General features: G+C 48.3%; 16 protein-coding genes. 10 read left to right on the top strand and 6 right to left on the bottom strand.

The window, feature by feature from the left end; all coding sequences use genetic code 11:
- Positions 1 to 758: 758 nt before the first annotated feature.
- Positions 759 to 1,577: a hypothetical protein gene (locus tag N836_RS73665; protein ID WP_031293537.1), complete on the bottom strand. Its 819-nt coding sequence runs from the start codon at positions 1,575 to 1,577 to the stop codon at positions 759 to 761.
- A gap of 410 nt (positions 1,578 to 1,987) precedes the next feature.
- On the opposite strand from N836_RS73665, the gene N836_RS61240 reads away from it, so the two are divergent.
- The 3 genes from N836_RS61240 (at position 1,988) to N836_RS61230 (ending at position 4,609) form a co-directional block, all read left to right on the top strand.
- The gene (locus N836_RS61240) at positions 1,988 to 2,389 is read left to right on the top strand and encodes a hypothetical protein (protein WP_023074728.1); all 402 of its coding nucleotides are present in this window, start codon (positions 1,988 to 1,990) and stop codon (positions 2,387 to 2,389) included.
- A 678-nt stretch (positions 2,390 to 3,067) separates the two neighbouring features.
- A complete protein-coding gene (locus N836_RS61235) occupies positions 3,068 to 3,577 on the top strand; it encodes an inorganic diphosphatase (protein WP_023074727.1) in 510 nt (169 codons plus the stop codon).
- A gap of 156 nt (positions 3,578 to 3,733) precedes the next feature.
- Positions 3,734 to 4,609, top strand: coding sequence for an MBL fold metallo-hydrolase (locus N836_RS61230; RefSeq protein WP_031293534.1), 876 nt, complete (start codon positions 3,734 to 3,736; stop codon positions 4,607 to 4,609).
- On the opposite strand, the gene N836_RS61225 is transcribed toward N836_RS61230, so the two are convergent.
- Positions 4,606 to 4,902 carry an RNA recognition motif domain-containing protein gene (locus tag N836_RS61225; RefSeq protein ID WP_023074725.1) on the bottom strand — a complete coding sequence of 99 codons (297 nt, stop codon included), beginning with the start codon at positions 4,900 to 4,902 and terminating at the stop codon, positions 4,606 to 4,608. The two genes, N836_RS61230 and N836_RS61225, sit on opposite strands and share 4 nt — an antisense overlap.
- A gap of 309 nt (positions 4,903 to 5,211) precedes the next feature.
- Here N836_RS61225 and N836_RS61220 point away from each other — a divergent pair, with 309 nt between their 5' ends.
- Together N836_RS61220 and cas6 are read left to right on the top strand one after the other, a co-directional pair.
- Positions 5,212 to 5,409 (top strand): hypothetical protein, encoded by a 198-nt coding sequence (locus N836_RS61220; protein WP_023074724.1) that lies wholly within the window; start codon positions 5,212 to 5,214, stop codon positions 5,407 to 5,409.
- A 226-nt stretch (positions 5,410 to 5,635) separates the two neighbouring features.
- On the top strand, positions 5,636 to 6,502 hold the full coding sequence (gene cas6 / locus N836_RS61215; RefSeq protein WP_023074723.1) for a CRISPR-associated endoribonuclease Cas6: 867 nt from the start codon (positions 5,636 to 5,638) through the stop codon (positions 6,500 to 6,502).
- Here cas6 and N836_RS61210 read toward each other — a convergent pair.
- Positions 6,486 to 7,208: a hypothetical protein gene (locus tag N836_RS61210; protein ID WP_023074722.1), complete on the bottom strand. Its 723-nt coding sequence runs from the start codon at positions 7,206 to 7,208 to the stop codon at positions 6,486 to 6,488. The two genes, cas6 and N836_RS61210, sit on opposite strands and share 17 nt — an antisense overlap.
- 220 nt (positions 7,209 to 7,428) lie before the next feature.
- On the opposite strand from N836_RS61210, the gene N836_RS61205 reads away from it, so the two are divergent.
- Entirely contained in the window at positions 7,429 to 8,736 is a 1,308-nt protein-coding gene (locus N836_RS61205; RefSeq protein ID WP_023074721.1) for a DNA methyltransferase, read from the top strand.
- 170 nt (positions 8,737 to 8,906) lie between these two features.
- Here the strand turns inward: N836_RS61205 and N836_RS61200 are convergent, their stop codons facing one another.
- On the bottom strand, positions 8,907 to 10,118 hold the full coding sequence (locus N836_RS61200; protein ID WP_023074720.1) for an FAD-dependent oxidoreductase: 1,212 nt from the start codon (positions 10,116 to 10,118) through the stop codon (positions 8,907 to 8,909).
- Positions 10,119 to 10,122: 4 nt separating this feature from the next.
- Complete coding sequence (locus N836_RS61195) at positions 10,123 to 11,661, bottom strand: phytoene desaturase family protein (RefSeq protein ID WP_031293532.1); 1,539 nt, start codon at positions 11,659 to 11,661, stop codon at positions 10,123 to 10,125.
- Between the two features lie 157 nt (positions 11,662 to 11,818).
- Here N836_RS61195 and pbpC point away from each other — a divergent pair, with 157 nt between their 5' ends.
- The 4 genes from pbpC (at position 11,819) to N836_RS61175 (ending at position 17,124) form a co-directional block, all read left to right on the top strand.
- The gene (gene pbpC / locus N836_RS61190) at positions 11,819 to 14,230 is read left to right on the top strand and encodes a penicillin-binding protein 1C (protein WP_023074718.1); all 2,412 of its coding nucleotides are present in this window, start codon (positions 11,819 to 11,821) and stop codon (positions 14,228 to 14,230) included.
- Between the two features lie 156 nt (positions 14,231 to 14,386).
- Complete coding sequence (locus N836_RS61185; RefSeq protein WP_023074717.1) at positions 14,387 to 14,728, top strand: DUF6883 domain-containing protein; 342 nt, start codon at positions 14,387 to 14,389, stop codon at positions 14,726 to 14,728.
- A gap of 20 nt (positions 14,729 to 14,748) precedes the next feature.
- Positions 14,749 to 15,054 carry a DUF4926 domain-containing protein gene (locus tag N836_RS61180; protein WP_023074716.1) on the top strand — a complete coding sequence of 102 codons (306 nt, stop codon included), beginning with the start codon at positions 14,749 to 14,751 and terminating at the stop codon, positions 15,052 to 15,054.
- 219 nt (positions 15,055 to 15,273) lie between these two features.
- Positions 15,274 to 17,124, top strand: coding sequence for an Ig-like domain-containing protein (locus tag N836_RS61175; RefSeq protein WP_152532225.1), 1,851 nt, complete (start codon positions 15,274 to 15,276; stop codon positions 17,122 to 17,124).
- On the opposite strand, the gene N836_RS61170 is transcribed toward N836_RS61175, so the two are convergent.
- A partial coding sequence (locus N836_RS61170; protein ID WP_023074714.1) for an IS630 family transposase occupies positions 17,104 to 17,561 on the bottom strand: 458 nt, incomplete at its 5' end. The two genes, N836_RS61175 and N836_RS61170, sit on opposite strands and share 21 nt — an antisense overlap.

Raw genomic sequence — 17,561 nt, 5'->3', positions numbered from 1 at the left:
TTGATGGAGGTCCAGTGTTGAAGAGGCGTCCTTGCTCCGATGTCTGATGAGACTCTATCTTTCACAATGGATACGGTTCCATTACCCCGATTTATCGTTAAAGACCCGCCAGAAGTCTGCCATCTTTCGATGTGGGGCAAAGCTTGAACCCCTATCTTCCGCATTACACGAGAGCCTTCGCGTTCTCTGGCATCCTTTACCCGCTGGATAGTTGTGCATTCCTTACGGTTTGCCTACTCTGACACTCCAGAGAATCCATCGGGCTTCTGTAGTTCCGAGTATGTGAGATGCATCCGGGTCGGGTTCCGTCTTTACTCCGGTGGGAGTGTGACCTATCGCTTAGCGGACAAGCGAGCCGCTAAGCCACCCACGTACCTTTTGGTCTCAGTGTTTCAGCCTGATTTCACTGACACGGTAAATGACGAAGCTTCGTCAACGGTTTACTGATGTTAACCCTTTCGGACTTCCCCTAGCCCTTTCCCAGTTTAGGCTGCCAGGTCAGGATACGTTCGTGGTCTGCATTCCACTGATGTCATTACTAACGTCAGCGTGACCGGAGTCGGTGACTCTGTTACGTGGGGACAGCAGGACAGGTGCTGCTGGGAGAGTATCTCCACTCTTAATTTGGCTGTTGCCTCCTTGCCACACTCGACTTATCTACATCGCACCGCTTCAATTACCCCTATAGAGCGACTACCCCTACAGGCATCGTCAATGAACTGATTGATGGTCAAACGTCAGCTGTGGCAGAGCCCTCTCTACAAATACGACCAACGTTTGAGCAGCATTAAACTATCCAACGTAAAAATTGGCTGCCACCAGGGCAAGTCAGGATAGAGTTGAATAATTCCGCCATCATCACGAATAGCTGTAGCCACCACCTCTGCCGCTTGATCTAAAACATCCGACGCCACAACATCCTTCAGGTGATACCAATAACGACTAAAGAGTGGAAAATGCTCCTCATTCGTACTCAAAATTGATGGCAGCTGTTGCAACAGCTCATTAAACTTTTGTTCGTCATCATTTTGACGACACCGGGCCAGATAAACAAATAAAGGATAGCTGTAAAAGCTGTACCCATCCTCCGGTTGAGATTGGTCATAAAATTGACGGACTTTAGCAAAAAAGTTGGCGCGATCGCACTGCCAATTACTCAACATCCCTGCCAGCACCAACACCCGGTCACTATCCGGCTTATTCCACCAGGGTTGATGTGGATACTGTGTCAGTGTCGGCGGTGGATAAGCAATGGCACCCGACTCAGATTGATTAGCCTCCAACCAATCTAAGAGCGGTGCGATCACATCGCTCTCACGATAGTCCAGCATATCCAACACAAACAAAGCCGACTCTGCACCGATCGGTGTACTGGCAGGACACAGCACATCAGGTTCAAGCCCATTACCAAAACCACCATCCGCATTTTGATAGGCCAGCAGTGCTTTTAAACAAGCCCCTCGATCTCCCGACTCAAACATATACTCGTACAGCTTGCGCTCCAGCAAACGACCTTGTTTGAAAATCAACTCTTTTGCTGGGTGAAGCTGCTGAGCACTAAGAATAGGCATCGACATAATTATGTGGAGATGACAGAATGCTGGCCGCTAGATTGTTGCTACTGCAATCATCTCCAATGATATCTATGTCTCAGATGATGACTCACAAAAGACATAGATATCAACGACTGTTTTTTGTTTTTACCAAAATCTCTTGTTTATCTTGACCACAGGGGAATGCTGACATCAGTACCTAAAAACAAATAAAAACAGGTTGATGCGATCGCATTCAACAGTCCTAAAAAAATACTAGTTGACTCATGTCGAGACTCAACTTAATACATGAAATCCTAAATTGAGATATCTCGCAACCTCACGACCATCCCTTGCCCCTCTATTTGGCTGTCTATGATTAAGACGACTAAGTATTGACATGAGGTTCAATAGGCGTAAAGTGTGTCTAACCATAAAACAAAGGCTGGTTTCCGATGTCCGATATCGCTAATGCATTCGACAATATCACCACAGCAATTAATACCCTTGATGCTCAACATGCTGCAGATATCGATCCGCAGAACCTGATGACTGTTGAAGCTGTACAAAAAGTATTAAATCGTTCCCGCGCATCGGTCTATCGCTATGCCAATACCGATGCGCTGATTCTCAATCCTCCCTTTGAGCACAAGCGTCTCAACCCCGAAGCCAGACAGCATAAAGAAGATCCGCTCATGTTTCATCCCAATGAAGTCGCCCGCTTTGCCCAGGATGTTTTAGGTATTAAGCAAGTCACCATTGAAATTAGTCAGCCCACAGAAACCTTGACCCACCAGCTGTTGCGTCAGGTGCTGGCTGAACTCAAGGTCATCCGAGAGTTAATCGAACAACGTTAGGTGCAGCTATGGCATCAATCCATCACTTTTGATAAAACTAAGGCAACCTGAGGATTGTTAGCTCATCTACGTATTTTGCTAGCTGCCTGTACTCAATACTTTGTGTGTTCCCCCGAGTCTATATTTACAAAGCAGTGTTAACCTTGAGTCAGGCGAGCGTTGTCAGGTGGATGCTAAGTTTCTCCATCCACTGGCGGAATTCAGCATGGATACGTTGATGTTGACCCTGGTGGATGTTTTTAGTTTGTGCACAGTGAATAACAATCTTCTATGAACCGACCACCGTAGGGTTACTTCTCAAAAAATCTATTTCCTTAAGCCGTACAGACCGAGTAAAGCGGTGTATGGCTAGCTTTTTAACATTGGTTTTTGCATATCCCCCAGCATGGAATCTGCCAGTCAATTAGAGTCCAATTCTGAGCCCCCTCATAGTCCGTTCGTAGAGCTACTCGGTACCTTGATTGCCGTTGCAACGTTTACACTACCTCTATTTACAGTGGCTTACTTTTCATCAACTCCCATCGATCCCCTCAACGGGTTGCCCTATTCGGTAATACAAACAAACGAATAAGATATAGCCACACCATGGGTGCTGGCTCCCTTTTCTCCTAAAATGCTATCGGGATGGACGCTCTATGCCGTTGATCTCAACTAATCATAAGTAGTTGGAGAAGTATCGTGGACTTATCTCGTATTCCTGCTCAACCTGAACCTGGGTTGATCAACGTATTGATCGAGATTGCAGGCGGCAGTAAGAATAAGTATGAATTTGATAAGGATATCAATGCCTTCGCCCTAGATCGCGTCCTGTTTTCATCGGTTCAATATCCTTATGACTATGGCTTTGTGCCGAATACTCTAGCTGACGATGGCGATCCGTTAGATGGCATGGTTCTGATGGATGAACCGACATTTCCAGGCTGTGTGATCGCGGCTAGACCGATTGGTATGCTTGAGATGATCGACGGTGGCGATCGCGATGAGAAAATTTTATGTGTTCCTGACAAGGATCCTCGTTATGCAAATGTTAAAACCCTGGACGATATTGCGTCCCATCGACTAGACGAAATTGCAGAATTTTTTAAGACTTACAAAAACCTAGAAAAGAAAGTAACTGAAATCTTAGGTTGGAAGGGCTTGGATGACGTTCAACCCTTGGTCGAAAAATGTATTGCGGCTGCTAAGTAGTCCGGGCTTTGGTTAATACTCTCCGAATAATGGGGTAAGCATTATGGGGATACATCTCCGTATAAAATGTGTCCCTATAATGCACACCATTTGCCTTAGCGTTTTAGGGGACTACCCAATTTCCATGAGCATGCGCACAGTTTGGGAATACACATTGTGAGTGTATCTGCCCATATGTCAGGTAAAGAACGCACATTAGAGCATCAACCTTACCTCTTGATTAAATTTTGGGGGGTGCGGGGCAGTGTACCAACACCAGGGGCTGCCACCGCATTTTATGGAGGCAACACTTCCTGTATTGAGATTTTGGCCGATCAGCAGCGTTTTATCTTTGATGGCGGCACTGGTCTGCGAGTTTTGGGTGAATCGTTATATCAAAGTTCTCACCCTGTGGAAGGTCATCTGTTTTTTACCCATACCCAATGGGATCGCATCCAGGGGTTTCCATTCTTTTTGCCAGCTTTTGAATCTGGCAACCAGTTTCATATTTATGGTGGCATCGCTGCGAACGGTGCTTCAATCAAGCAATGTTTGTCCACACAGATGCTTAAACCTGGATTTGCCCTACCTCTACATACAATGAGGGCAGGTCTGACATTTCATGACATTACCCCCGGTGATACCATTCAAATTGGCAATGTCAAAATTGAACCCATTGGCTTACGCAGTGCGAGTAATGCCCTGGGATATCGACTGAGCTATCAGGGTAAATCCGTGGTGTATGCCACCGATACGGACCATGAGCACATTGACGAAAACCTGGTATTCCTGGCTGATCAGGCTGACTTGCTGATTTACGATGGCGTGTATATAGATATGTGTGATCAAATTAATCCGCCCGCTTCTCCTCAGCCATGGAAAGCCGCTATTCAACTGGCTCGAACGGCTCAGGTAAAGCGGCTAGGGATGGTGCACTATGGTCCTCGTCAAACAGATGCTGTCTTAAATACCCTGGCCCATGAACTCAAGCAGCTTGAGCCTCAGGTTTTTTTGGCCCATGAAGGCATGGTGATTAACTTGCTACAAAATTAAAGGGGATTGCGGGAGAAGTTACCACCGCGACTGGGTCGGCGGTTGTCATCGCCTTTGGGTTTAGCTTTGTTGACCCGTAGCTCACGACCCAGCCATTCTGCACCATCTAGTTCGGCAATAGCTAAATCTTCTTCTTCGTCTTTGACCATATTGATAAAGGCAAATCCACGTCGTTTGCCGGTTTCTCGGTCAATGGGTAGGGTAATGCGAGCGACTTCGCCATACTCGACAAATACGTCTCTGAGATCATCTTCTGTGGCTTGAAATGACAGATTGCCAATGTAGATAGTCACGATTATTCTCCGATGATTATATGCTCAGCCGCTCTTCGTATTTGGGGGATTAGCGGCCTATTCGGGTGATATCATACCGCACAGCTTTTGTCCTGATGCGCTCAAATGGCTCTAATTCATCTCTAGATCATCAAGTGTTAATGCCATCGCCCTATCAGCACGGGTGTTGCTTTATCTTTCTCAAGAAAGTTGTGTCGAACTACCAAGATTCATCAATTATCATCGCCTAGTTCATCAGTGATCCTAGATCTACACAACATACTTGGGTATGCGCCGACATTGCTATCCGGCGGATAAGGAGAGCTCACGATGCACACTTTTGAAGTCTTTGTTGATATTAAGGAATGCGCTGGCAAAAATGATGCAACGAATCGCATTATGGCAACTCGCTATGAAATAAACGCGAACGATCGCACCAATGCCCACGACACAGCACTATTTAAGGCAGGGAAAGAATATCCTCAAGCAACTGAATATGACATTCGGATCACGCGTCTTCTTAAGTAAAAAAGGTTTCAGGCAGATTTTTAACGACTTTGACTTGGGTTAGCACCTGCTGCCCACTCTGTATCCATATAGAATCTGCAATGCCCTGGTCTGACGATGTGCGGACCGGGGTGCTTTAGTTTTAAGCTGGGCCGCTCCAGAGATATAGTAAACACCGTTACTTCCCCGGACAGTATCACGACTACTAGAAGAAAGGGATATCTACCCAGGCCAATTACCCAGCGGCATGCCAGAAAGTCTAGTTATTAACTTAGTTTCCGAATCAACTGTTCCATTGCAGTACCTGAGAGGCCATCATCTATACCGGTTGTTTTTAACTTTGGTGAGTGCTGTTGATGCAGAGCTGAGTCAAGCTCTACAAACTCATAAGCATCGAGCGTTTGCCCTTAGTCCTCTACAGATTGCTTCGCAGCCTCAGCTGGCTTCGGTTCAAAATCTTAAATTTTTACTGCCGCGTCAACAGTTGGAATCGACTACATTGCAATATGCCAATAGTTCCATACCAGCTGGATCTCACTGCTGGTGGCGGATTGCATTACTGGATGATGTTTTATTTGATCAAATTAGCCCCCGTCTAGAACGGGCGGCAGCACGGCAGCCCTGGTATTTGGGCCCCGCCCGCTTACATGTGACTAATTTTTTGCCGGCCAGGATTCCGGAATGGTCGAGCTACAATAGCTACCAAGCTCTCTATAAACAAGCCTCTGATACGAACCGGCATTTGACGTTTCAGTTGATGACACCGGCGGTTTTTCGTCAGGGGGATCGGGTGTCGCCATTGCCCACACGCGAGGCGGTATTTCATGGGTTGCGTAAATACTGGAACTACTACAGTGGTTTGGTGTTTGCCCCAGACACGATCAATGCGATCGCAGCAAAAACTTTTGATCTGCGTACGGTCAGCCTCCCCCTTGGCAACAACGAAACTATTGTTGGCTGTCTGGGGGAGCTGACGTTTCAAATTTCAGACCAGGTCGATCCTCTAGTGATTAAACGCATCAATGCGTTGACCGACTTTAGCCGCTACTGTGGCATTGGCCAAAAAACATTTTTAGGGCTGGGGATGGTGCGCACCATTACGGTGACCAAATAAACTGCTCAATTGTCTGGGCGATACGCCGCAAATCAAATTTATCCAATCGCGTCATCGAGTTGCGAGCCACAATCGGTCGACTGATTTCAGTTGTCGATATTCCCCGAGGTACCGTCACAAACGACCAGTCCACAGCGGTTCGGCGACCCAGGTGATAGCGCACTGTTTTAGACAGCAGCTGAATGGGATGGTTGCCCGTTTGAATCAGCACCTGATCTGACAGACCATTGACATGAATAATCGTATTGGCCGGTGACGATACTCGGATTAACATCACATAGTTCCATCGCCATAGCCCCAGCCGTCGACGATAAACCTGGACTTGTTCAATATGGCTGAGACGATAGTGATTGATCCGTCGCTGTGGTTTTTTGCGACCCCGAGGAATTTCATGGACAATCGTGAACCGATTAAATGCCTTGTTGAAAATACAGGTGGCTATCTCAGGGTAGAGCACTGGGACAAACGGCTCGGCCATGATCAACAAAATACCGATTGCCATTAACACGACCCACAGTAATGGAGCTTGTTGATAGCCCAGCCAAACGACCAGCACTAAGCTAAAGACGCCTAATCGAGCTAGATTGGTAACGCTTCTAGCAATATGATGGCGACCTAAATTGGCAAAGCGGATAACTAATTCACGCTGATTATGTCGAAGTTGTCTCACCTGAGCTGATTTGCCACCGTTAATGATGTCAAACACTGGCTACACATGCCGCTGGGCCTGGATGCTCAGGTTTGTAAAACATCCTATTATATACGTTAGAATAATTCATCTGTACTGAGAGACGACATCCGTTATACTGCCCGTGACCCACCCTTTGACTAAGGTATCAAACTCTCAGGCTCACCTTTGTGCGTATCCATCACGAATTTGAAGTCTTTACGATCGGCATTGGGACCATACCAGTGCACCGTTGCCCATGACCTCTCTTAGGTTGTCTGATTCAGATTTGCTCAACCTTGAGCTTAGTCGTAAAGCCCGTAATCAGCTGAGCCATAAGGATCGAGCGATTCATAACTGGTATCGGTTTGTGCTGTCTTTTCCTCCCCACTTGGTCAGATACTATCTGCAACGGTTTCAGGCGACTGCAAAGACTGTTGTTTTAGATCCGTTTGCTGGAACAGGAACCACCGTGGTCGAGGCGAAAAAATTAGGGTTCTCGGCTGTTGGCATTGAAGCTAATCCCATGGCCCACTTTGCTTGCTCTGTAAAACTGGATTGGGCACCACGGCCAGAGCATCTCTATCAAACCGCCGAGAATATTGCTAATGCTACCCGGGCGGAAATTGCTTTACTGCCGCATCTGTCGCCTACCCTATCGCCAGATGCGGCGGCTTTATTGTTCAAGAATGCCATTAGTCCCCGCCCCCTAAAAAAAATTCTGACGTTGTTGGGCCATATTGATCGGGTTTGCGATCGCACTGCTTCCGACTTAGTTTGGCCGCACTACCGGCTTGCCCTCGCTAACTCTGCCCTATACGCCAGTAATCTACGCTTTGCTCCAGAAGTGAGCGTTGCCCGTAAACATAAGGCGGATGCCCAGGTGGTTGATCACTGGCTAGATCAGATGAAGGCGATAGCCGACGATTTGCACAGTCTCAATCATCTCTCCCTGATATCTCAACCGGCTGTTGTTCATTTAGGCGATGCTCGTCAGCCTCAGCATCACCTTGCCCCCAACTCTGTTGATCTGGTGATTACTTCGCCGCCCTATCCCAATGAAAAAGACTATACGCGTACCACTCGTTTGGAGTCTGTACTCTTGGGCTTTCTCGAAAACAAGGCCGGACTGCAGGCAGTCAAACACGATCTGGTGCGTTCTAATAGCCGCAGTGTCTATCGTGATGACGATGATGATCGATGGATTCAAAACTATCCGCAAATTTTAGAGATTGCCAATACCATTAATCAGCGTCGAGAAGAGTTAGGGAAAACCAGTGGTTTCTCACGGTTATATGCCCGGGCTACAACGCTTTACTTTGGTGGCATGGCACGTCACCTGGCGAATTTGCGATCGCGCCTGCGACCCAATGCCCAACTCGCCTATGTGGTTGGTGAACAAGCATCTTATCTGCGGGTGCATATACCCACTGGTTCGCTGCTAGCCCAAATCGCTCAAGATCTCGGCTACGAACTGATCGATATTGATTTGTTCCGCACCCGCCGTGCCTCTAAAACTGAAGTAGACCTGAGGGAAGAAGTTGTTCTCCTACGCTGGCCAGGTTAGACGATTGCACCCCCATCATTCTCTCCACACCCTCATCCACGGCCTTAACCAGGAACTTAGAAATGAGGTTCATTAGGTCCTATCTTTTGCCCTACAGGCATTCTATAGAACGCCTCTGTAGACAACATTTTGGGATCTGATAAAATCCTGATCCCTTAATTGCCATCCTCTTAGCGCATCAACTGAGCCACCCCCATAGCTGAGGTAACAGCGCCCTCATGTAACCCATCCCCCAGATAAGCCCCAGCATGGTACGTATTGTTCTCACCATTGGTTTCCACAATCTCATCACGATAATGAAATGATTCGGTGGTGAACAACGGTGTGTGATGCTCTTGAATATGTATAATCTTGTCCTTATCGATTAGGTTCGCTAGATTAAACGCAAGACTGTAGCACTGGCCTGATTTAACATCACAAAGCTGATTGAGAAACGCATTGTAGCCCCAACCTTGATTGGTTTTGAAAAAGTCAAATTCTGAAGGCTGAGTAATGCCATAGGGTTTGTACATCGAGGTATCGGCATGGAGAAAAGTGCGGACATAGTTTGGCTGCCAGAGCTGGAAACGCCTGGTTTCTGACGGAGTGGGATCAGCCAGCAGTGGCATAACCTGGTCGGGGGGTGTGGCAAACACGACCTTGTCAAAATCTTGTTGGCCATCTGCTAGCTCCAGGGTGATGCCATCTGGTGTTCTAGCAATGCTTTTAACCAGGGCATTGAGAACAATTTTGCCCCTAAACTGCTCTAGAATTTTCTCAATGTAGCCATAGACACCACCGCGAATCCTAAACCATCTAACAAAAATATATTGGCGCAGGGCTGGAATGGCTAGCTCTGCTGGGAAGTTATCAATTTTGTCATAGGGTGTGGAATAGCTGTACATGGTGAGCAATTTTAGCCAGGTGTTGCGTTCACAATCCCGTCCCAAGTGTTGCCCCATAGACTGATCATAAAAGTCCCGCATGTCAGGAAACTGCATCCGCACCCAAAAACCAGCAGAGCGGGCATAGAGCGTGTCTAACCGCAGATATTCCACCAGGCGCTGCAGTCCTCTAAAATTACGGCGAATCATCGCCCCAGAGAGAATATGGTGACCATCGGGAAAAAATAACCCTGAGCCAATATCCACCGGTTCTAGCTCAACGTTTAACTGTTGCATCAGGGCCAGGAAGTTATGAAACGCATCTGGAAACTCCAGCACGCCATTTTCCAGCACCTGATTGCAGTCAGAATGGTTAGGCATGACATTTTTGTTGAGGGTGCGAATATGCCCCCCCAACATAGGTTGTTTTTCAAAAACCGTAACGTGATGTCCCTGTTGATCCAGCAAATAGGCAGTAACCATACCGCTGGCACCACCGCCAATAATTGCAATTTTCATGGTGTTAGCCTTTGCCTAAAATGACATCGTCCGATAAACGCTGGTACAGTAATGCCCCGGTCCAAAACGTGGGGGCAAACCCTGGATAGCCTGATGAGGCATTACAGAAATAGAAATTTTTCAGGGAACTCCGGTGATCTAGCCGACCGGGTCCCATATTTTTGGGGGTCAGGCTCGACCCATAGGAATTACCGCTGGGGCAATTACAAAATCTCTCATTGGTAGTGGGACTGCCGGTAATTTTAAAGACTAGATGGTCTCTAAGGTTGGGTACATATTGAGCTTCGACAATATCGAGAATTTGGTTGAGAATTTCTTCTTTTTTCTGGGTATAGAGCTTACGACTCTGCTGCTGCAACTCTCGAAAATAGTTATAATTCGCCACCGTCAGGAATTCGATGATCTGACAATCGTCAGGACAATCTCGCTCCGCATCTGTCAATAATGTTGGGGTGGTGATGGCAAAACTGGGTTTCGAAAAATCGTTATGTCTATACATCCGCTCAAAGGCCGCATTGAGGTCAGGTTCCTCTGTGTGGAACGTATTCCACTTGCCAAAACCGTAGTCTCGCAGGTCTAGATCCTTGACTACACAGTAGGCCATAAAATTGGAAGGCGAGTAATCATAGTCCAGCTTTTTCTGGACTGCCTTTGAAAACTTTTCCATACCAATCATCTTGGCCGCTTTTTTCGGGTCCATATTGCAGATGATGGTATCCGCTGTGAAGTCATGGGTCGCATGGGTATGGCGATCGATGGCCTGTACGCCATTGACTGTTTTGTCAGTCACCAAAAAGTTCACCACCTCTTGGTCGCATAGAACTTTCCCGCCGTTGTCGTTAATTACGTTGACTAGGGCATTGATCACCGCCTCAAAATGTTGGGTGGGGTAAAACGCTCCCTCTTGATAAGCTGTAAACAAAATTGCCCAGGCATAAAACGACAGCTGATTGGGTGGCAGTAAAAAATCAGGCCACTGTAGGGCCAGCAGGGTCTGGGCCTGCAGTGGCAGCTTAAATTTGTCAAAGACATCCTGAAGGGTGCTGCCCACATAGCGTACCGTTGTTGTCACTTTGCTTAGATGCTGCAATAGCTCCAAGGGTTGCACTGGCGGAGACAAGATTTTGAGCCCAGCCCGCACGGTTTGAACTTCGTCAATAAAGTTCTGAATTGCTGTCTGATGGTCAGGAAACTGCTGTACAAGTCGCCGTACTAAGGTTGCCGCATCTGAGGGAATGTTAAGACTATGGCCCGGCATTCTCATGTGGTCAAATCCGTTGGGGTCATAGCGTTCAAAGGTAATCTCTTGATCCAAACCCAGCCGCTTTAATACTCGGTTAACCGTATTACCTTCACCACAGTCCCAGACATAATGCAGCTGGGCATTAAAGGTATATTTATTGGCCATAGTAAACGTATGACCAAAGCCACCGGGGTACTCATGGGATTCTAGGATGTGGACTTCTTTGCCAGCGTTGGCCATAAGAGCACCGAATACAAGAGCAGAAAGGCCGCTACCCACGATTAAGTAATCTGCTGCCATGAATTTCCCCCTTAACGCCGGATATCCGTAACGGTACTGTCCAAGTGTGAGGAACTTATGAAGCTGTGGGTGTTCCTGATGTATTAAGAGTCATGGATGCCCCTGCAGCTTAGAGGGTGTTTGCAGCAGTATCAAAGGAGGAGCATTAAAAATCACTATGCGGCAATCTCTCCAACATTTATGCAAATGGTGTCGTAGTGGATTATGGCAACAGAGCTGGTGGGTAAAAACTGGCTTGTCTGTTCTGCTGGTGGGTTTCACTGTGCGGGGGCTGCCTTACTTGATGCCTATCCATGCAGCGGATTTAGCCCAGGTGGATCAGGCGGTGGATTTTCGCGATCGCAACTCCCTTCCTCTCGGCACTCTGCTCTCCCGCGATCAGGAACACACTGCCGTTGTGCCGCTATCCCAAATCTCACCCCATTTCCGTAACGCCATCCTGGCCGCTGAAGACCGCCGATTTTATCAGCGTGGCCCCGTTGATCTGCAAGCGCTAGTCCGAGCCAGTCTGCAGGCCATTCGCACCCGCCGTATTGTCAGCGGTGGCTCCACTGTGACAATGCAGCTAGCCCGTATGGTGCATTCCGTACCCCGCACCTTTCTAGGAAAGACCCAACAAATCTGGTACGCCTGGCGCTTAGCTGCAGGCATGACCAAAGATGAAATCCTTACCGCCTATGTAAACCGTCTGCCCATGGGGGGTAATATCTACGGCGTTGAAGCCGCCGCCCGTGTTTACTTTGGGGTGTCCGCTGCTGACCTCACCGTGGCCCAGGCGAGTCTGTTGGCCGCTTTACCCAATGCCCCCAGCGCCCTTAACCCCTACACCAGCTGGGATCGCCTTAAACAACGACAGCAGTATGTGCTGAATCAAATGGTGGCTGATGGCAGTCTGAACCGAGCCCAGGCTAAGCGCATTTATGCCCAGGCCGTTACCCTACAGCCCGTTGACCAGGGGCTATTGGTGGCCCCACACTTTCTCTTCTGGCTGGCAGATCGACTCCCCCCAGACCACGCAGCCCAGATTCAAACGAGTCTCGATTTATCGCTGCAGCGTTTTGTTACGGCTCAAGTGCAACAGGCTGTGCGAGGACTCGCTCCCAAGCATGTCCGTCACGCCGCTGCTCTTGTCGTTGACAACGCCACAGGTGAAGTTCTGGCCTATGTCGGTTCCCCCAGCTATTTCTCTCTCCAACAAACAGGTCAAAATGATGGTGTTCAAGCGTTACGCCAGCCAGGGTCCACCCTCAAACCCTTTCTCTATCAGCTGGCCCTAGAGCAAGACGTTATTCAACCCAATAGTATCCTGGCAGATGTACCCACCCACTATGCGATTCCAGGGGCTCAGCTTTATAGCCCCACGGACTTTAGTGAAACGTTTCAAGGTCCAGTACGAATGAGAGCCGCTTTAGGTAATTCCCTTAATATCCCGGCTGTGCGTGTGCTTGAACAAGTGGGTGTAGATAATTTTCTGGACCATTTGCATCAGTTGGGCTTTAGTCATCTGGATCAGTCCCCTGACCACTATGGTTTGGGGTTGGCCCTCGGCAGTGGGGAAGTGACTCTTTGGGAGTTGGCACAAGCGTATTTAACCCTTGCACATCAAGGCGATCCGAGTATTTCTCTCTCGCCTTTCAAAGTAAGGCGTGAAAATAACGCATTACCTGTGAGCCACAGCCAATTGAGTGTGTCCCCCTTACCAAGGGGGACCGACAGGGGGTTCTCGATATTTGGCACCATCGATTGGGACCCCTCCGCCTACGGCACCTCCCCTTCTAAAGGGGAGGAGAGCCTTAGACCTGCTTCTCCTACCTGGGCTCTCATCACCGATATCCTTGCCGATCCCTATGCCCGTGCAACTGCTTTTGGTGTGGACTCCGTCCTTAACCTTCCCTTCCCAGCAGCCGTAAAAACCGGTACCTCCTCGGACTTTCGCGATACCTGGACCGTGGGTTTCACCTCTGACTACACCGTTGCTACCTGGGTTGGCAACTTCGATGGCACGCCCATGCAGGATGTTTCTGGTGTTATGGGGGCAGCGCCTCTGTGGCATCGGATTATGGTGCATCTCCATGAGACTCAAGAACCCGAACGCTTTACCCCGCCTGCTGGCATGGTGAAACGACCTATCTGTGCTCTCACTGGACAAAGACCTACATCTGATTGTGAAGCTGTTGTGCAGGAGTATTTTGCTCTAGAAGATTTGGCGGCTTATGAACAGAGTGCAACAGAACTCAGTCAAGCTGATATAGCTGTAAATAATGCAAGTTTAACGATTGTTTCTCCGAAGGCAGGTAGCCAATTTTTACTGTATCCAGATAGTTCAGACCAACGTCTGGAATTTAAGATGGTTGATGACCGTTCCCAGACTTCCTCTCCGATAGAATGGCGGTTGAATGGTGAATCTCTTGAGACATCTGGTGAGACTTCGTTGTTTTGGTCGATGCAGCCAGGTCACTGGAATTTAGAGGTTCGTAGCGGCGATCGCCAGACACAGGTACAGTTTGATGTGACCCTGGCAGATGAACAACTTATTCGAGCTGGATTTTCTCTTAGGAAAAGTCAATAACGTTTTCTAACGCAAGTTATGACAGATCAGCATTACGATATGGGCAATTTGGAACTGAGGAGCTGACAATATTTTTTTCAATTCAGTATTATGGTTTAGCTTCTCAGCTAAAAGCTAGCTTTATTATGTTGTGCCATCGATCAGGAGATACGCAGGTTGCAGCTACCGAATTATGCTCAAGCCTATATTCAACGAAATAAATTGACTGGGTATTTGCTTTCTGAAACTCATCCTATTGGCAAAGCGAAAGCGAAATTTTTTCGAAACCTGAAGTTTGATGACACAAATTTAGACATATTGGAGCAAGCACTGCTCAAGTTAGCACAGACTCAATCCATACATGAAACAATCGAGACCGTCCACGGGATTAAATACATCATCATTGGCCCTATCGAGACACCTTCAAGCAAAACAGTTACTATCTTTACTGTGTGGATCGTTGACACTGGAGAAGATGCTCCCCGGTTCATTACGGCTCGTCCTTACAACAACGGCTAACGCACAAGGATTATCACCCTATGATTAAGGAACTCGACGTCGTTACACTCACGCGCGATATTAAAGCACATGGGCTGGCTAAGGGCAGCTGTGGTGCAGTTGTTCATTGCTATAGCGATGGCAAGGGCTTTGAAGTTGAATTTACCGATGAATTAGGTGAATCTTCTAATGTGCTCACTTTGGAAAGGGCAGATATTCAGCTAGAACGGACTATCATTGAGGCTCAGGTAATCGAACTACTCAACTATCTGCCCGAAGACTTACTGGCCGAGGTTCGGGATTTTGCAGAGTTCCTCAAACAAAAACAGCAGCAGAAGGCAGGCTAATGTGCTACCTGCAAAGGGTTTACCTCAGTAGCTAGTAAATGATTCGCAACATTAGCAACATTTTAAGAATTGTAGGCATTTCCGTAATCTACCGAGTCCCATTGGATATGACAAAGAAGTGTGGCCAGTGGTGGGTTCGATGTTCCAAAGGAAAAAGCTACGAAAGCTGTTGATCTATGGGCTGATTGGTTTTGTCCTAACGTTGTTGCTGGCTAGTTGTTGCTGGCTACCTGTAATCGTCCTGATGCTTTACGTACACAGGACCAGAGTACGCCACCGCCACCACCTGAACCGTTGCCAGCGGTTCAGGCACTCCCCGACCCAGAACTGCCTGATTGGATTGAACAGATTAGTCCAAAAGATGATACTGAAACCCTCGCTCAGATACGCATTCAGTTTGCTGAGCCGTTGGTGGCGGTGGAGAGTTTAGAGAGTTCAGCGCGCAAATCCACCCTGGAAAAATTCGCAATCTTTCCCCCCATACCTGGCGAATTTCGTTTTCTCACCCCGCGCATGGTTGGCTTCCAGGCCGATCGTGCCATTCTCAAGGCCACCCGAGTGCGGGTCACCCTTAAAGCGGGGCTAAAAGATCTCTCCGGCCATGAACTCGATCAGGACATTCCCTGGACTTTCATCACAGAGCCAATTAAGATTACTGATTTACCAGGGACTGATAGACGGCGTGGATCGGTCGAGAATCCGATTGATCTAGAACCTGTCCTAGAATTTGAATCCAATGTTCAGCTGGATCTAGACTCCTTAAAACAACACCTACAACTCTCCACTGAAAACCAAGAAACTATTATCCCTGTACGGGTCGTTAAAGCCGAATACGAAGACGAGTATCTGTCGGCTCGGGAGAAGTTTGATATCTCAGCGTATCCCTCGCGGTACCATGTTACCCCCAATCGCCCCCTCGAAAAAGCGACTCAATATTTTCTCAGCATTTCACCGGGATTACAGCCTGCTGGTGGAAATCTCCCGACTGAAAATAGCATTGATAGTCTCATTACCACCTACAGTCCCCTCTCCCTGAAAGGTTTAGAGTTTGAAGGGGCAGGCCGACCGGGGGGAGCCGCTGGCCGCTTTACCAATGGTCTGGCCACGCTTAAGTTTAACAATGGCCTAATGGCCGAAACCGCCGCTGAACAGATTACGATTGATCCCCCTGCTAAAGAAGGAACTCGCTTAATCCAAGCCTACGATAATAATCCCTGGGTCAGTCTCAATCCGTGGTCGCTGGACCCCAATGTTACCTACACCGTAACTATTGGCGCAGATTTAGAAGATCGCTTTGGCCAAACCTTGGGAGAATCTGTCACAGTGGAGTACACTCCCAGCGATCTGACCGGTGACCTTTGGGCTCCCACCGGGCTCAATATTTTTCCAGCCAGCCAAGATTTACAGCTCAACATTTCCGCAGTGAACCTGCCAGACGGAGCTTATAATGCGTCTTACAAAGTGGTTCAGCCTACGGACTTGGTCAAAACGGACTCTGCCTATCCCCGTGGTAACGACACGAGTCTTTTGCCAGAGCGCAGTACCTGGCCCTCATTTTCCGTAGCAGGTGAGAAGAATTCCTTTGCTGATATTCCGGTGCCCCTGCGGGAACAGCTGGGTGGCAATACTGGCATGTTGGCCTATGGAGTAACGGCCCGCACTAGCTCCTATGAGAGAAACGGTACCCAACGCTGGCATGAGCCTAGCTACTACGGTCTGGTGCAGCTCACTAACCTGGGCGTTTTTGCCCAATGGTTCCCAGATTCAGGCCAGGTGCGGGTGCATCATCTCGCCGATGGCTCCGTGGTAAAGGATGCACCCATCTCTATTTACCGTGGCTATACCTATGAGGGAAATCCCCCCGCTGGCACCCCCCAGCCCTGTGCCACGGGCAAAACCGACAACACTGGCACCCTAAAATTAAATGCCCAAACACTCAAAACCTGTATGAATGGGGCTGAGAGTTTTGATGCCCCACCAGAACTGTTGGTGATTGCCCGTGAAGATAAGGACTGGGCTTTTGCTCGTACTACGCCTTATACCAATTCTCTATATACCAGCTACAGATAAAGCCTCTAGTATGGACGCTCGTCCAGTAATGGAGGCAATCGTATCGTTGGTTAAGGCAACTAATTGTTCTCGAATAAGCGCTCGGAGTTCATCTAAGGTTTTCGGTCGTGTCCACCGCAACCGTTTTTTGAGGTATTGCCAGACTTGCTCAATCGGATTGCATTCAGGCGAGTGAGCCGGTTGAAACATTAGAATCAGGTTGTCCGGCACCGTGAGTCGTTTGGCCTTGTGCCATCCGGCTTGGTCCACTTGGATAATCAAAATACTGTCGGCATATTCCTTGGCCACGAGCTTAAGAAAGCACTCAAAACAGTCGGTGTTGCAATGAGTGAACTCATAGAAAAAGTGCTCTCCGGTCGCCGGTTCAACCACCCCGTACAAGTAGGTGGCTTTGAACGTCCAATGCACGTTACCCACCGGCTTGACGCCACGGGCCG

Origin of the sequence: Leptolyngbya sp. Heron Island J (assembly GCF_000482245.1) — a bacterium.
Taxonomy (GTDB): Bacteria; Cyanobacteriota; Cyanobacteriia; order Phormidesmidales; family Phormidesmidaceae; genus Leptothoe.
This window is presented reverse-complemented; position numbering and strand designations above follow the sequence as displayed.

What these genes read in the sequence shown, in the direction of transcription:
- N836_RS73665 (WP_031293537.1), bottom strand. Translation starts at nt 1,577, where the DNA reads ATGTCGATGCCTATTCTTAGTGCTCAGCAGCTTCACCCAGCAAAAGAG.
- N836_RS61240 (WP_023074728.1), top strand. Translation starts at nt 1,988, where the DNA reads ATGTCCGATATCGCTAATGCATTCGACAATATCACCACAGCAATTAAT.
- N836_RS61220 (WP_023074724.1), top strand. Translation starts at nt 5,212, where the DNA reads ATGCACACTTTTGAAGTCTTTGTTGATATTAAGGAATGCGCTGGCAAA.
- cas6 (WP_023074723.1), top strand. Translation starts at nt 5,636, where the DNA reads ATGCCAGAAAGTCTAGTTATTAACTTAGTTTCCGAATCAACTGTTCCA.
- N836_RS61205 (WP_023074721.1), top strand. Translation starts at nt 7,429, where the DNA reads ATGACCTCTCTTAGGTTGTCTGATTCAGATTTGCTCAACCTTGAGCTT.
- N836_RS61200 (WP_023074720.1), bottom strand. Translation starts at nt 10,118, where the DNA reads ATGAAAATTGCAATTATTGGCGGTGGTGCCAGCGGTATGGTTACTGCC.
- N836_RS61195 (WP_031293532.1), bottom strand. Translation starts at nt 11,661, where the DNA reads ATGGCAGCAGATTACTTAATCGTGGGTAGCGGCCTTTCTGCTCTTGTA.
- pbpC (WP_023074718.1), top strand. Translation starts at nt 11,819, where the DNA reads ATGCGGCAATCTCTCCAACATTTATGCAAATGGTGTCGTAGTGGATTA.
- N836_RS61180 (WP_023074716.1), top strand. Translation starts at nt 14,749, where the DNA reads ATGATTAAGGAACTCGACGTCGTTACACTCACGCGCGATATTAAAGCA.